The sequence below is a fragment of the Polaromonas sp. YR568 genome (genome assembly GCF_943371715.1).
Taxonomy (GTDB): Bacteria; Pseudomonadota; Gammaproteobacteria; order Burkholderiales; family Burkholderiaceae_C; genus Polaromonas.
In genome coordinates this window covers 58,503-72,969 of record NZ_CALRVW010000015.1, presented here as the reverse complement: position 1 = coordinate 72,969, position 14,467 = coordinate 58,503, and the positions used below count along the sequence as shown (strand labels likewise).

14 protein-coding genes are annotated in these 14,467 nt (G+C 65.4%); 3 read left to right on the top strand and 11 right to left on the bottom strand.

Going from position 1 to position 14,467, the window contains the following annotated elements; translation table 11 throughout:
- The 3 genes from AAG813_RS12545 to imuA are packed head-to-tail and all read right to left on the bottom strand — an operon-like array spanning position 1 to position 5,437.
- A complete protein-coding gene (locus AAG813_RS12545; protein WP_341915648.1) occupies positions 1 to 3,216 on the bottom strand; it encodes an error-prone DNA polymerase in 3,216 nt (1,071 codons plus the stop codon).
- 12 nt (positions 3,217 to 3,228) lie between these two features.
- A complete protein-coding gene (locus tag AAG813_RS12540; protein WP_341915646.1) occupies positions 3,229 to 4,650 on the bottom strand; it encodes a DNA polymerase Y family protein in 1,422 nt (473 codons plus the stop codon).
- The gene (imuA, locus tag AAG813_RS12535; RefSeq protein WP_341915642.1) at positions 4,610 to 5,437 is read right to left on the bottom strand and encodes a translesion DNA synthesis-associated protein ImuA; all 828 of its coding nucleotides are present in this window, start codon (positions 5,435 to 5,437) and stop codon (positions 4,610 to 4,612) included. Before imuA ends, AAG813_RS12540 begins: the two co-directional genes overlap by 41 nt.
- 91 nt (positions 5,438 to 5,528) lie before the next feature.
- Here imuA and AAG813_RS12530 point away from each other — a divergent pair, with 91 nt between their 5' ends.
- Entirely contained in the window at positions 5,529 to 5,945 is a 417-nt protein-coding gene (locus AAG813_RS12530; RefSeq protein WP_341915638.1) for a hypothetical protein, read from the top strand.
- A 9-nt stretch (positions 5,946 to 5,954) separates the two neighbouring features.
- On the opposite strand, the gene AAG813_RS12525 is transcribed toward AAG813_RS12530, so the two are convergent.
- Positions 5,955 to 6,476 carry a disulfide bond formation protein B gene (locus AAG813_RS12525; protein WP_341915634.1) on the bottom strand — a complete coding sequence of 174 codons (522 nt, stop codon included), beginning with the start codon at positions 6,474 to 6,476 and terminating at the stop codon, positions 5,955 to 5,957.
- A 236-nt stretch (positions 6,477 to 6,712) separates the two neighbouring features.
- On the opposite strand from AAG813_RS12525, the gene AAG813_RS12520 reads away from it, so the two are divergent.
- A complete protein-coding gene (locus AAG813_RS12520) occupies positions 6,713 to 7,177 on the top strand; it encodes a hypothetical protein (protein ID WP_341915630.1) in 465 nt (154 codons plus the stop codon).
- 50 nt (positions 7,178 to 7,227) lie between these two features.
- Here AAG813_RS12520 and AAG813_RS12515 read toward each other — a convergent pair whose 3' ends face one another.
- The 6 genes from AAG813_RS12515 to AAG813_RS12490 all read right to left on the bottom strand — a co-directional run bounded on the left by AAG813_RS12515 (position 7,228) and on the right by AAG813_RS12490 (position 12,908).
- Positions 7,228 to 8,313, bottom strand: a complete 1,086-nt coding sequence (locus AAG813_RS12515; RefSeq protein ID WP_341915627.1) for a sulfate ABC transporter ATP-binding protein — start codon at positions 8,311 to 8,313, stop codon at positions 7,228 to 7,230.
- Between the two features lie 21 nt (positions 8,314 to 8,334).
- Positions 8,335 to 9,246: a sulfate ABC transporter permease subunit CysW gene (cysW, locus tag AAG813_RS12510; RefSeq protein ID WP_341915625.1), complete on the bottom strand. Its 912-nt coding sequence runs from the start codon at positions 9,244 to 9,246 to the stop codon at positions 8,335 to 8,337.
- Positions 9,243 to 10,121 carry a sulfate ABC transporter permease subunit CysT gene (gene cysT, locus AAG813_RS12505; RefSeq protein ID WP_304834831.1) on the bottom strand — a complete coding sequence of 293 codons (879 nt, stop codon included), beginning with the start codon at positions 10,119 to 10,121 and terminating at the stop codon, positions 9,243 to 9,245. The genes cysW and cysT overlap by 4 nt, the downstream gene beginning before the upstream one ends.
- Positions 10,122 to 10,124: 3 nt before the next feature.
- Positions 10,125 to 11,129 (bottom strand): sulfate ABC transporter substrate-binding protein, encoded by a 1,005-nt coding sequence (locus AAG813_RS12500; protein ID WP_341915619.1) that lies wholly within the window; start codon positions 11,127 to 11,129, stop codon positions 10,125 to 10,127.
- Positions 11,126 to 11,722 carry an alpha/beta hydrolase gene (locus AAG813_RS12495; protein ID WP_341915616.1) on the bottom strand — a complete coding sequence of 199 codons (597 nt, stop codon included), beginning with the start codon at positions 11,720 to 11,722 and terminating at the stop codon, positions 11,126 to 11,128. The genes AAG813_RS12500 and AAG813_RS12495 overlap by 4 nt, the downstream gene beginning before the upstream one ends.
- Before the next feature lie 280 nt (positions 11,723 to 12,002).
- On the bottom strand, positions 12,003 to 12,908 hold the full coding sequence (locus AAG813_RS12490) for a LysR substrate-binding domain-containing protein (RefSeq protein WP_341915613.1): 906 nt from the start codon (positions 12,906 to 12,908) through the stop codon (positions 12,003 to 12,005).
- A gap of 197 nt (positions 12,909 to 13,105) precedes the next feature.
- Between AAG813_RS12490 and AAG813_RS12485 the strand changes: the two genes are divergently transcribed.
- Entirely contained in the window at positions 13,106 to 13,753 is a 648-nt protein-coding gene (locus AAG813_RS12485; RefSeq protein ID WP_341915610.1) for an NAD(P)H-dependent oxidoreductase, read from the top strand.
- An 86-nt stretch (positions 13,754 to 13,839) separates the two neighbouring features.
- On the opposite strand, the gene AAG813_RS12480 is transcribed toward AAG813_RS12485, so the two are convergent.
- Positions 13,840 to 14,388, bottom strand: coding sequence for an NAD(P)H-dependent oxidoreductase (locus tag AAG813_RS12480; RefSeq protein WP_341915606.1), 549 nt, complete (start codon positions 14,386 to 14,388; stop codon positions 13,840 to 13,842).
- Between the last annotated feature and the right edge of the window lie 79 nt (positions 14,389 to 14,467).

Below are 14,467 nucleotides of genomic sequence, written 5' to 3'. Positions count from 1 at the left end.
CTAATGGAAGTCGCGGCTGGAGGTGCCCAGCCGGCCCAGCAGCGGCGTCAGGTCTTCGAGCCGGTGCGCCACCAGGTTGCGCACGGCGCCATAGCCTTCGCGGGTGTCGCTTTCCTCGCTGCGCTGCCAGACGCCGTACACCGCCAGCAGGCGCGCATGCAGCACCTCGTGGCGTTGGGTGTCGCGCAGTGATTTCCAGACAATCACGTTGACCGGGCCGGTCTCGTCTTCCAGCGTCACGAAGATGGTGCCCTTGGCGGTTTGCGGCTGCTGGCGCACCGTGACGATGCCGCAGGCCGCCACCTCCCTGCCGCTGGGCAGGGCATTCAATTCCCCGGCGCTCAGCAGGCCGCGCCTGGCCAGGCGCGGGCGCAGCAGCGCCAGCGGGTGGCGGCGCAGCGTGAGGCCGGTGGACTGGTAGTCGAACAGGATGTTTTCGCCCTCGGGCGTCTCCGGCAACACCAGCGGGGTTTCAAACGTGGGCACGGCCCTGAGCAAGGCCGGCGCGGGCGCGATGGCCGAGGCTTCCCAGACCTGTTGGCGCCGGTGGCCAGCCAGCGGCCGCAGCGCATCGGCGGCGGCCAGCGCGTTGATCTCGCGCGTGCCGAGCTGCGCGCGTGAAACCAGGTCTTCGGTCGAGGTGAAAGGCGCTTGCGCGCGGGCTTGCGTGATGCGCAGCGCCGCCGCTTCAGCCAGGCCCGCCACCAGGCGCAGGCCGAGGCGCACGGCGGGTTGGCCGGGGTGAATGCCCGGGTAGGTGGCTGTGGGTCCTTCGACAAGCTCAGGGCGAACGGAAGCTTCTTCCAGCGTGCAATCCCAGGCGCTGCAGGTCACGTCCACTGCGCGCACGTCCACCCCGTGCCGGCGCGCATCCTGCACCAGCTGCGACGGCGCATAAAACCCCATCGGCTGCGAGTTGACCAGCGCCGCCAGGAAACACGCGGGCTCATGGCACTTGAGCCAGCAACTGACATAAACCAGCTTGGCAAAACTGGCGGCATGGCTTTCCGGAAAGCCGTACTCGCCAAAACCGCGGATCTGGCTGAAGATGTTTTCCGAAAAGCTGGCGTCATACCCGCGCGCAGTCATCGCATTGACCAGGCGGTCGTGAAAACGCTCGACCCCGCCCTTGCGTTTCCAGGCCGCCATGGAACGGCGCAAATCGTCCGCCTCGTCGGCGGTGAATTTGGCCGCAATCATGGCGATCTGCATGACCTGCTCCTGGAAAATCGGCACGCCCAGCGTGCGGCCCAGCGCGTGTTTGAGTTCCGGATAGGGGTAGGCGATCTCGCCGCCCCGGCGCACACTCTCGCGGTTGCGCAGGTAGGGGTGGACCATGCCGCCCTGGATGGGCCCGGGCCGCACGATGGCCACTTCCACCACCAGGTCGTAATAGTTGCGCGGCTGCAGCCGCGGCAGCATCGACATCTGGGCCCGGCTCTCGATCTGGAACACGCCCACCGTGTCGGCCGCGCAGATCATGTCGTAGGTGGGCTTGTCGTCGCCGGCAATCTGGTGCATCTGCAGCCGGCCGCCGCGCAGCTGGTCCACCAGGTGCAGGCAGCGGCGAATGGCCGACAGCATGCCGAGTGCCAGCACATCGACTTTCAGCAGGCCCATCGCGTCGAGGTCGTCCTTGTCCCACTGGATGATGCGGCGCGCTTCCATGGACGCCGGCTGCACCGGCACCAGGCGCGTGAGCTTGCCCTGGGTCAGCACAAAGCCGCCCACATGCTGGCTCAGGTGGCGCGGAAAGCCGATCAGCTGCACCGACAGGTCCAGCCACTGCAGCACCGGCCCGGGGTCCTGCTGCAGGCCGGCTTCGGCGAGTTTGTTCTCCAGCGCTTCGCTGCCGTCAAACCAGAAATGCTCCTTGGCCAGCTGCTCGACCAGCTCGGGCGCCACACCCAGCACCTTGCCCACGTCGCGGATGGCGCTGCGCGGCCGGTAGCTGATCACGGTGGCGGCAATCGCGGCGCGGTCGTGGCCGTATTTGGCGTAGATGTACTGGATGACTTCCTCGCGCCGCTGGTGTTCGAAGTCGACGTCGATGTCGGGCGGCTCGCGCCGTTCGCGACTGATGAAACGCTCGAACAGCAGCTGGCTTTCCGCCGGATTCACGGCGGTCACGCCGAGGCAGAAACAGACGGCCGAGTTGGCGGCCGAACCGCGCCCCTGGCACAGGATGTCCTGCTGCCGGGCAAAACGCACGATGTCATGCACGGTGATGAAGTACATCTCGTAGCCGAGTTCCTCGATCAGGCCCAGCTCGTGGTTGATCTGTGTCTGGATCTTGTCCGGCACGCCGCCGGGGTAACGCTCTCGCGCGCCTTCGGCGGTCAGCCGGCGCAGGCACTGGGCCGGCGTTTCCGCTTCGGGCACCATGTCGCCCAGCGGGTAGCGGTACATATCGCGGATCTCGTCCAGGCTGAAGCTGCAGCGCGCCGCCACCGCCAGCGTGGCAAGCAGCAGCCCGGCCGGGTAGAGGTCGGCCAGGCGCATGCGCGGGCGCAAGTGCGCTTCGGCGTTGGCCTGCAGGGCAAAGCCGCATTCATGCACGGTTTTGCCCAGACGGATGGCCGTCATCACGTCGTGCAGCGGCTTGCGCGAACGCACATGCATGCGCACCCCGCCGGCCGCCACCAGGCGAATGCCGGTGCGCTGCGCCACCGTTTGCAGCTGCTGCAGGCGCAGTGCATCGTCCAGGCCCTGCAGCAACTCGACGGCCAGCCAGGCCTGCATGCCAAACAGGCCTGCAGCCCAGGCAGCATGGGCGCAGAGCGCTTCGGTATCGATAGCATCCGGCGGGGGCACGAGCAGCACCTCGCAGTCGGCCAGCAGTGAAAAATCGCTGTCCTCCAGCGCCACGCGGTAACTGCCTTTCTCGACCACGTCTCCCGCCTGTTTGGCCGCGGTGATGAACTCGCACAGGTTGCCCCAGCCGGCCGCGTTGTGCGGCAGCACCACCAACCGGAACGGATGGCCGGTCTGCACAAAAAACTCGGCCCCGGGCAGCAGCTTGAGCCCGTGTTTTTTGGCCGCCACATGGGCACGCACCACGCCGGCCACCGAACATTCGTCGGTGATGGCCAGCGCGCGATAACCCAGGCCAGCCGCCCGCTCAACCAGCTCTTCGGCATGCGAGGCGCCGCGCTGGAAGCTGAAGTTGCTCAGTGCATGCAGCTCAGCATAGTCGGGGAGCGGTCCGCTGAACATGTCGGTCCTCCTTCAGGCAAAAAACCCGTGCAGGTACCAGGCGCGCGGCTGCGTATGTGCCGGCTGCGGCACCGGCAAACGCTCGCTGAAAATCCACAGCAGGCCGGCCTGCTGGCTGCGGTAGATGAAGTAGTCGCGGATCGCCGCGGGTTTGCTGCGCACGCCGGCCGCTTCGCCGCTCATCAGCCAGCCGCTGGCTTCCAGCCGCTGCGGGCCGGCCAGCCGCAGCAGCGGCCCCTGGTAGACCGGGCTGTCACCCACGGCGGCCAGCCGGATCGGTTCGGGCAGCAGCCAGGTCGGGTAGAGGGCGTCGGCCCTGGCCGCCTCTTCCGGTTTCTTCAAGCCTTTCTGGCCTCTGGCGCTTGTCTGGCGGACGCCACCAGCTATGGATTGCATAGCGCCCTGGGCGCTGACCCAGCGCTGCATCTGCTCGGGCCGGTGGTCGGCGCAGGGCTGCCAGGCCAACACCTGCGCCGGCCCCAGGCGGGCGCTCAGGCGTTCGATCAGTTCCACCGCGCTGTCGCCCTGCTGGCGCGCCTCCAGCAGCAGGCTGGTGGTGGCCGCCGCGGCGTCCACCAGCGGCTCGGTGACCAGCGAACGCAGGCTCAGGGAATGCACCGGCGCCGGCAGCTGTTGCTGCGCCAGGTGTTCGGCGATCAGGCGCGTCACGTGGCGCAGGTCTTGCGCAGGCTGGGCGGTGCGGACGTCCATTTCGCCGGTGGGCGCCACGTCGCGGCGCTTGTCCAGGTGCCAGGTGAGTCGGAGCGCGCAGATGCCGCTTTGCCGCCCCAGCAACCAGGCATGCAGGCCGGCCAGCAGGCGTTCGGCGCCGGCCATCAACGCCGGGCCGTGTGTGACCAGTGCGTTGAGCTCGATCTTTTCCTCAAAGTGTTCGGGCAGCACCAGCCAGTCGTGGTTGTCGGGCAGGCTGCCGCGCGCGCGGTCCAGCGCCTCGAGCAGCTCCGCGCCAAAACGCCGGGCCACGCCGTCGCGCGGCAGGCGCAGCAGGTCGTCCCAGCTGCGGCAGCCGATGCGCTCGAGCACGCCCAAGTGCGGGCGCGCCGCGCTGAGGGTGTGCATGGGCAGGTCGGCCACCCGCGCGCGCGCCGGCGCTGCCTTGCCGGCCGTATGGCGCAGGCGCCCCAGTGCTATCAAGGATGTAGCGCCTTGCGCCCGGCGGATAAGGGCTTGAAGGTTGTTTGTTTCAAAAAATGCCAGCACGCGCTGCTCCAGCAGCTGCATCAGCCGCGCCAGCCCGCCAAACAGGCGCAGGCTGCCGGTCACGTCGAGCAGCACGGCTTCGTCCACCAGCGCCACGCGCGGCGTGAAGCCCAGCGCCAGGCTGGCCACGCTGCGCTGCAGCGCGGCTTCGCCCAGCAGCGCCGGCCCCGCTTCAGTGGTGAGGGACGTTTGCAATGCGATCCAGCAGTGCATGGGCCTCCTCCCCGGGTACCAAAGCCACACGCGCCTGGGCCGGCTGCAGCCGGGGCAGCAGCACACCAGCCTCCTCGCGGCGGCGGCGCACGCGCTCGCGGCTGGCCGCCAGCAGGGCCGTCAGGCGCGCCGGCCGCGTGGCCAGCAACAGCGGCGCAGCCAGCGGCGGGCCGCGCCGCTTGAGTACATGCACCTGCAGATTGCCCGCGTCGGCCACCGCCCCTTCAAGCAGCAGGCGCAGCGGCGCGGGCGAAGACTCGAGCTGCGCGCGCAGCGGGCGGAACACAAACAGCAGCTGGCTGTGCGCATGCGCGGCCATCTGCAGCCGGCGCAAATGGGCGCTGCGCGCATCGGGCAGCCAGGCCAGCACGGCGGCCACGTCGGCACATTGCAGGGCTTCGCGGGTGGCCCACAGCAGCGTCGGCCCCTGGCCGCGCACACAAAGTACACGCTGCATGTTGAGCTGGCGCGCGCCCAGCGCCGGGCCAAAGGGCAACCAGGGCGCGCCCACCAGCACCACCAGCTTGGCGGGCGCCGCGGCCTGCACGGCGGCCAGCGCCGGCGCCAGCAGGCCCCACTCGTGCAGGCCGGCCTGCGGCTGCAGCATTTCCACCAGCGCACCCTGCGGCCAGCCGCCACCGGGCAGCACCCGGTTCAGCGCCGCATACCCGGTGTCCAGCGCGGGCTGGCTGTGGCTGCCCAGCTCGGCGGCGCGCCAGACGTCGGCGTGCTGCGCCAGGCCGGGCGGCCAGGGCGCTGCAGGCGTGACGGAAGAAAGTGAAAGCATGGGAGAAAAGGGCATAAAATACTGTTTATATGTACAGTATTACACCTTTTCCGGCCCCGGGGGAGAATCCTTTCTTTTGGAGTCACGCACGATGAAAGATTCACTGCGGCGGGTCTGTTGCCTGGTTGCGCTGGTGCTGGTCGCGGGCTGCTCGAAAGAGCCCGAACCTGTTGATCTGGCCCACACGCCCACACCCTCCCCCGCCAATGTGAAGCCGGGTTTCATCAACAAGGTGTGGGAAGTCAGCCTGTCCACCGGGGTTGCGCCCGGCACGCTGTACGCGTTTTTGTCGGACGGCACGCTGGTCATCACCTCGCCCAACAGCAAGGCCGCCTTCGGGGCCTGGACCTTCAAAAATGGCAAGCTCACGATGATCGAGGAAGCGCAGGAGTACAAAACCGACATCCTGAGCCTGAGCCACGAGGAACTGCGGCTCAAGAGCCACAACCCGGGCGGCAGCATCGAAATTGTGCTGGTGCCGGCGCGGGTGGCACCGCTGCCACCCTGAACGACCGGATCAGCGGTATGCGGCTTGCGCCCTGCGGCCCTGAACGACCAGCAGGGCCAGCATCAGCAGCGAGATGCCGGCAAAACAGAGAAACGACCAGTTGGCGATCGACAGGCTCAGAAAGGTCCAGTCGATCTTGGTGCAGTCGCCGCTGCCCTTGAAGATCATCGGGATCACGCGCTGCAACGGAAAGGTCTCGATCATTCCGTAAAAGTCACGCCCGCAGGAAGCGACTTCGGGCGGGTACCACTGCAGGAAACTCTGGCGCGCGGCAACAAAAGCCCCGAAACCAGCCACCAGCAGCGTCACCGCCGAACCCGTCATGAGCAGCCCCTTGCCGCGCGCAAAAGCCGTGACACCCGTCACCACCGCCACCAACACCAACGCATAACGCTGCACGATACACATGGGACAAGGCTCCAGGCCAACGACATGCTGCAGGTACAGTCCAAACGCCAGCATAGCCACACAGACGGCAGACACCAGGGCCAGCACACGGCGCGGCGCGGTTTCGAAATAGCTCAACAACATCACGGTCCTTTTTTCTTCAATGTATAGATTGTCCGATGGTTCGGGCGTTCAGGCGGGGATTAGTTCCCCGGCTGGGAAATCCAGAGGAACCCTTCCGGTCGCGGGCGAACCGCGTCAGGTGGTTGAGGCCTTCGCGCAGCGGGTGGATTTGGGCCCGACGAGCGCCCATGCCGGCCTGAAAAAAGACTGATATAAACCAGAAATTGACGAAACCCCATCCGTCACCGGAGGTGTGCATGAACCAGGCGCTGGAACAACTTGCATCGGAAACAGGCCTTTTGGCACCGGAAAACGAGCGGCTTCGGCTGGCCTTCGCTCACGCCTGTGTCATCCGGATCAGACACCTGCTAGAAGAACCGGAAGTCATCGAGTGCCTGGACGTACTGGGCCGCTACCTGGAGGGTCGCGTCAGTCGTGACGCCCTAGAACATTCGCAAAGGGAAGCAGACGGCCTGGCCAATCAGCATCGAGGGTCGAAGTCGATCGATGGCTGTGGTCACGCGGCTGTCTCGGCAAGCTACGCGGTAGCCAATGCGATCAATGGAAAGGCGCTACAGGCCGCGAGTTATGCAGCTTACGCGACTGTCTACGCCGATGGCGGGTACGGAGCCGTCTCTGAACGCGAGGCGTTCGAGCCGGAGAATTCCTGGCAGGTCGCTGCATTGCGGGACATTGCCGGTCGGACCCTGGCCCGCGCATGATCTGAATTTTATTCAATCACCATGCTGGCGCGCCCAACCGGGTCACCCCCTCAAATCCCCGCCCCCGCCTCCACAAACACCCGCGCGTTGCGCGGTGTCACCACCAGCAGCTCGCCCTCGCGCAGCCCCATGTCGCGGTATTGCTGGGACGGAATCTGCACCTCGATCAGCGGGTCGGCCTGGCCGCTGTCTTCGGAAGGTGTCAGTTCCAGCCGGGCGATGGGGCCGATCACGATGGCACGGCTGAGCTGGGCGGCAATGCCTTCGGCGCCAGGTGAATAACGCTGCACGTCGAAGTCGTGCGGGCGCACATAGGCGAAAGCTTTCGCGTTCTGCGCGCTGCTGTGTTCGGGCGAATCCAGCCGCATGCCTTCGAGCTGGATCTTGCCTTCGTGCGCGCGGCCGTGGAACAGGTTGACGTCGCCGAGAAAGCCATACACAAAGGGACTGGCCGGGTGGTCCCAGACCTGCTGCGGCGAGCCGATCTGCTCGACCTTGCCTTGGTTCATCAGCACCACGCGGTCGGCCACCTCAAGCGCTTCTTCCTGGTCGTGCGTGACAAAAATGCTGGTCACATGCAGGTCGTCGTGCAGGCGGCGCAGCCAGCGGCGCAGCTCTTTCCTCACCTTGGCGTCGAGCGCGCCGAAAGGTTCGTCGAGCAGCAGCACCTTGGGCTCGACCGCCAGCGCACGTGCCAGCGCAATCCGCTGGCGCTGACCGCCCGAGAGCTGCGACGGGAAACGGTCGGCCAGCCAGTCGAGCTGCACCAGGCCCAGCAAGTCGTGCACCTTCTTTTTGATGTCGGCGTCGCTGGGGCGCAGGCCACGCGGCTTGACGCGCAGGCCGAAGGCGACGTTTTCAAACACCGTCATGTGACGAAACAGCGCGTAATGCTGGAACACAAAACCGACCTGGCGCTCGCGCACATGCACGTCGGTCGTGTCCTCGCCACTGAACAGGATGCTGCCCTGGTCGGCCGTTTCCAGCCCGGCGATGATGCGCAGCAAGGTGGTCTTGCCGCAGCCCGAGGGGCCGAGCAAGGCAACCAGTTCGCCCGATTCAATGTCCAGGCTCACGTCGCCGAGCGCCTGGAAGTTGCCGAAGTGTTTGCTGATGTTGCGGATTTCAATACTCATGATGGATCTCGTTTTCTTTGTTCAGACCGCGCCGGCGGTGACCGCTGCCGGAGGCCGCTCGGGCGGCAAGTCGGCCGCGGCTTTTTGCTCCTGCTCGGCGCGCCATTCGGCGATCGACTTGATGAGCAAGGTGACCAGGGCCAGCAGCGCCAGCAGTGAGGCCACCGCAAAGGCGGCGACCGACTGGTACTCGTTGTAGAGAATCTCCACATGCAGCGGCAAGGTGTTGGTCTGCCCGCGGATGTGGCCGGACACCACCGACACCGCGCCGAACTCGCCCATGGCGCGCGCATTGGTCAAAATCACGCCGTAGAGCAGGCCCCACTTGATGTTGGGCAGCGTCACATGCCAGAAGGTCTGCCAGCCGGTGGCGCCCAACACGATGGCGGCCTGCTCCTCGTCGCTGCCCTGGGCCTGCATCAGCGGGATCAGTTCGCGGGCGATGAAGGGAAAGGTCACGAACACGGTGGCCAGCACAATGCCGGGCACCGCAAAAATCACCTTGATGTCGTTGGCTGCCAGCCAGGGCCCGAACCAGCCCTGGGCGCCGAAGACCAGCACATACATCAGGCCGGCCACCACAGGGGACACCGAAAACGGCAGGTCCACCAGCGTCGTCAGAAAAGACTTGCCGCGAAATTCGTACTTGGCAATCGCCCAGGCAGCCGACACACCGAACACCAGGTTCAGCGGCACGGCAATCGCCGCGGCGATCAGCGTCAGTTCGATGGCCGACCAGGCGTCGGGCTCCTTCAGGGCGGCGAGGTAGACGCCGAATCCCTTGCGCAGCGCCTCGGTGAACACGGCCGCCAGCGGCAGCACCAGGAACAGCAGGACAAACAGCAGCGCAACGGTGATCAGGGTGTAGCGCACCCAGGGCGACTCGGTGGTACCGGCTCGGGCCTTGGCCCTGTTTTGTACATTGCCGCTCATGCCGGTGCTCCCGCGTTGCGCCGTTGCCAGGCCTGCAGGCCGTTGATGACCAGCAGCAGCACAAAGGAAATCACCAGCATCACCACGGCCACCGCGGTGGCGCCGGCGTAGTCGTACTGCTCGAGTTTGCCAATGATGATCAGCGGCGTGATTTCGGAAATCATGGGCATGTTGCCGGCGATGAAAATCACCGAGCCGTATTCACCGATGGCGCGCGCGAAGGCCATCGCAAAACCGGTCAGCAATGCCGGCGTGATGTGAGGAAGAATCACCCGCGTGAAGATCTGCAGGCGGGTCGCACCCAGAGAGGTCGCGGCTTCTTCCAGTTCCTTCTCGGCGTCTTCCAGCACCGGCTGCACCGTGCGCACCACAAACGGCAGGCCAATGAAAATCAGCGCGATCACCACGCCGGCCGGCGTGAAGGCCAGCTTGATGCCCAGCGGTTCGAGGTACTGGCCGATCCAGCCGTTGCCTGCCAGGATGGCGGTCAGCGAGATGCCGGCCACCGCGGTGGGCAGTGCAAATGGCAAGTCCACCAGCGCATCGACGATTTTTTTGCCCGGGAATTTGTAGCGCACCAGCACCCAGGCCAGCAGCAGGCCGAACACCAGGTTGACGAGCGCGGCGAACAGCGAGGCGCCAAAGGTCAGGCGATAGGACGCCATCACGCGTGGCGAAGTCACCGCCGTCACGAACTGCTCCCAGGTCAGCGAGAAAGTCTTGAACAGCAGCGCCGACAGCGGGATCAGCACGATGATGCTGAGGTAAAACAGCGTGTAGCCCAGGGTCAGACCGAAGCCCGGCAGCACCTTCTTCGAGGCACGCCGGACCGGCGCCGCAGCCAGCGGCGCCGCAGAAAGGGTCGCAGCAGTCATGGATTACTTGACGGTGTAGAGCTTGTCGAACTGGCCGCCGTCGTTGAAGTGGACCTTTTGCGCTTCACCGAGCGAGCCGAAGTAGTCTTTCACCGTGAACTGCTGGATCGGCTTGAAGACGTTCGAATATTTTTTGAGAATGGCCGGCGAGCGCGGGCGAATCGCATGTTTGGCCGCGATCTCCTGGCCTACGTCGGAATACAGATAGTTCAGGTAGGCCTTGGCGAGTTCGCCCGTGCCCTTCTTGGCCACGGTGCGCTCCACCACGGCGACCGGGTTTTCGGCGACGATGCTGGACGAGGGGTAGACCGCATCGACCTTGCCTTCGCCGAACTCGCGGTTCACGGACAACACCTCAGATTCAAAGGTGATCAGCACATCCCCCGTGTTGCGCTGCAGGAAGATGGACGTCGCGTCGCGGCCGCCCTTGGCCAGGATGGGCACGTTTTTGTAGAGCTTGCCGACAAACTCCGCCGCCTGCGCATCGCTGCCGCCGGCCTTGCGCACCGAGCCCCAAGCCGCCAGATAGGCCATGCGGCCGTTGCCGCCGGTTTTGGGGTTGACCACAATCACCTGCACGCCGGGCTTGACGAGGTCGGCCCAGTCCTTGATGCCCTTGGGGTTGCCGTTGCGTACCAGGAACACCATGGTCGAGGTGGTGGGCGACGCATCATTGGGGAACCGTTTGGTCCAGTCCTTGGCCACCAGGCCCTTGTCGGCCAGGAACTCGATGTCGGTCGTGGTGTTCATGGTCACCACGTCGGCGTCCAGGCCGTCGGCCACGGAGCGCGCCACCGCGCTGGAGCCGGCATGCGACTGGTCGACCTTGATGTCCTTGCCGGTGGTCTTCTTGTAATGGGCAATGAAGGCCGCGTTGTAGTCCTTGTAGAACTCGCGCGCCACGTCATACGAGCCGTTGAGCAGGGTCTGGGCCGAAGCCAGGCCACCAGTGGCCAGGGCGAGGGAAGCAAGAACGAGTTTGAGTTTGAGTTTGAGTTTGGTGGTCATACAGTTTCCAGAGAAGCAGATTGGGAGGAAGATGAAAAAGAGGAAGAATGTGAATGGAGGCGGGATGCAACATCCACGTCACCGGCCAGCGACTGCAGCAGGGCCGCGCCCAGCGGCCATTCGCCGTGGCCCGACTCGATGTTGATGTGGCCGCCGTTCTGGATGCGCACGAACTCGCTGCCCCAGGCCCGCGCATAGGCGCCCGCCAGGCGCACCGGGCAATACGGGTCGTTGCTGCTGGCCACCATCACGCTGCGGTAAGGCAGCTTGCGGGCGGGCACGGGCGCAAAGTCGCTCAGGATGGAGCGGCGCTCCGGGTCGGCCGGGGCCACCAGCAAGGCGCCCTGGATGCGCGCTGCCGCGTCCGCCGGCAGGTGCGTGGTGGCAATGCAGCCCAGGCTGTGTGCCACGATGACGACCGGCTCGGTTTGCAGCAGGATGGTGCGGGCAATCGAGGCCACCCACGCCTGGCGGCTGGGCGTAATCCAGTCGTCCTGCTGCACACGCACGGCGTTGTCCAGGCGCTCGGCCCACAGGCTTTGCCAGTGGCCGGGGCCGGAGTCGCGCCAGCCGGGAACGATGATGAAACGCACTTGCCTCACCAATCGTCAGTGGACAAGCGAGGTGGCGGTGGGGGATGTTGCCATGAGGACTCCTGTGCATTCGTATTCAAAAATGCATTTTGGGGAGTCCGGCTTAAAACTCAAAAGAATATATCGTTTTAAATTTATACGGCATAACGATATAACCAACGCGGCTTGATGCTGTTCACGCTTTGCCCTGGGAGCCTGTCGGGCTTCAACGTTCAAAGAGAAATCGGCCCTCAGCCCTTATCCCACCTAAGCAAGCAGCTATCAAAACACGAGCGATGCACTACACCAGCACATCCGACTTCAGGTGTTCGCCCAGAAAGTCCAGAAAGCTGCGCACGGCCGGCACTTGGCCCCGACGCGAGGGAAACACGGCATGCACCATGCCCGGCCGCAAGGCCCAGCCGGGCAGCACCGGCACCAGCAGCCTGGCCTGCAGCTCGGCCGTGCACAGCATCTCCGGCAAAAAACTCATGCCGGTGCCGGCCAGCACCGCCAGCTTGAGCGTCTGCAGGTCATCAGCCACATAACGCGGCTGGTGCTGCAACACAAACTCCTGCCCCTGCGGGCCCAGCAGTTCCCAGGCGCTGCGCCCCTCGGTGGCCGACATCGCGACCGTGTCGAGGTGTTTCAGATCGTCGGGCGTGGCCGGCGCACCCTGCCGCCTGAGCAGTTCGGGGCTGGCCAGCAAATAGCTGCAGGAGGCGCCCAGTTGCTTGACAACCAGGCTGCCGCTATCGTCCAGCGTGGGGCGCACCCGCAGCGCCACGTCCATGCCCTCTTCCACCAGGTCCACCACCCGGTTGGTCACCCGCATGTCGAGCTTCACATGCGGGTGCTGGGCCAGAAACTGCGGAATCAGGTAGCCCAGCGTGCCCTGCGCCAAGGTCACCGGGCAACTGATGCGCAGCGTCCCGCGCGGTTCGCTCTGCATCTGCGCCACCGCCTCGCCGGCGGCCAGGGCTTCGTCGCGCATGGCCACGCAGTGGCGCAGGTAGAGCTCGCCCGCCTCGGTCAGCGACAACTTTCTCGTGGTGCGTTGCAGCAGCCGCACGCCAAGCTGCGCCTCCAGCTCGGCCACCCGGCGCGAGAGCCGCGATTTGGGCAGGCCCAGCGCCCGGCCCGCCGCCGCAAAGCCGCCGCGCTCGGCCACCTCGGCGAAATACAGCATGTCGTTCAGGTCCTGCATGGGGGGCTCCCCGGTTTCCGTTGGTTGGTGTGTCCCCGGCTTGGATCGAGGTTTTCGCGTCGATTGTCCTATAAACAGGACGATGTATCGCGTTTTTGCCGTCTTATCAATGAATAGATTCATCCGCACAATCTATCCATGGCTGCGATTCATGGTGAATACGGCCAAGCACCGATTCATCCCATCAAGGAACCCTCATGACCAAGCTTCTCCACATCGACTCCAGCATCCTGGGCGGCAACTCCGTGTCGCGCCAACTGACCGCCCAGATCGTCGCCTCCTGGCGCGCCGGCCACCCGGCCACCGAAGTCAGCTACCTCGACCTAGCCGTGGACACCCCCAGCCACCTGTCGGCCGAGTCCCTGGGTTTCCGCATGCCCGCTGGCAGCGACCTGAGCGACGCGCAAAAGCGTGAAAACGCGGTGTCCGAAGCGCTGGTGTCCCAGTTCCTCGCCGCCGACGTGATCGTGGTCGGTGCACCTCTGTACAACTTCACCATCCCGACCCAGCTCAAGGCCTGGATTGACCGCGTTGCCCAGGTCGGCCGCACCTTCACCTACACCGACAAGGGCCCGGTCGGCCTGGCCGGTGGCAAGACCGTCATCGTGGCGTCCGCGCGCGGCGGTGTGTATTCGACCAGCGACGCCGGCAACGCGATGGAGCACCAGGAAAGCTACCTGAAGACCGTGTTCGGCTTCTTCGGCATCACCGACGTGCGTTTTGTGCGCGCCGAAGGTCTGGCCATGGGCGACGCGGCCAAAGCCGCCGCCCTGGCTGCCGCCACCGCTGACATTGCAGCGCAAGCCAAGGCCGCCAACGAAGCGCAGGCCGCCCTCGCCGCCTGACCCCGGCACGTACAGGCCTGTCAGGCCTGTGCCGCCCCATGAAAAAAGCCCGCAGTGCGGGCTTTTTTCTTTGCGGGCGGAAAAGCTCAGGCGTGTTTTTTGACCCAGTCCACATAGGCATTGACCCAGCCCTGCAGAAACGCCAGGCTGGCCTCGCCGATGTTGCCGGCCGCGTCGTACAGCCCTTCCTTGTTGTGGATGAAGGCTTCGGGCTGGCCCAGCGTGGGCACGTTCAGGTAGGCCAGGATGTTGCGCAGGTGCTGCTGCGCCAGCGCCGTGCCGATGGGGCCGACGGAGGCGCCCAGCACGCCCGCAGGCTTGCCGTTCCACACGCTTTTTCCGTAGGGGCGGGAGGCATGGTCAATCGCGTTTTTCAGGACGCCGGGAATCGAGCGGTTGTATTCAGGCGTAACGAACAGCAGGCCCTGGGCCGCCGTGATCTCGCCCTTCAGACGCGTCACCTGCGCCGAGGGGTTGCCGTCGTCATCCTGGTTGTAGGGCGGCAGGTCGTCGATGCGCACATGGGTGAAACTGAAATCCGCCGGGAACAGTTTTTCAAGCGCCAGCGCGAGCTTTTTGTTGAACGAATCCTTGCGAATGCTGCCAACGACAACGGCGATGCGGTATTGAGCCATGGGTTCTCCTGAAAATGGTCAGACGGACGGACCCCGTGAAGGGGATGGACCATTATGCGAAGACGGTTTGACATTGCGC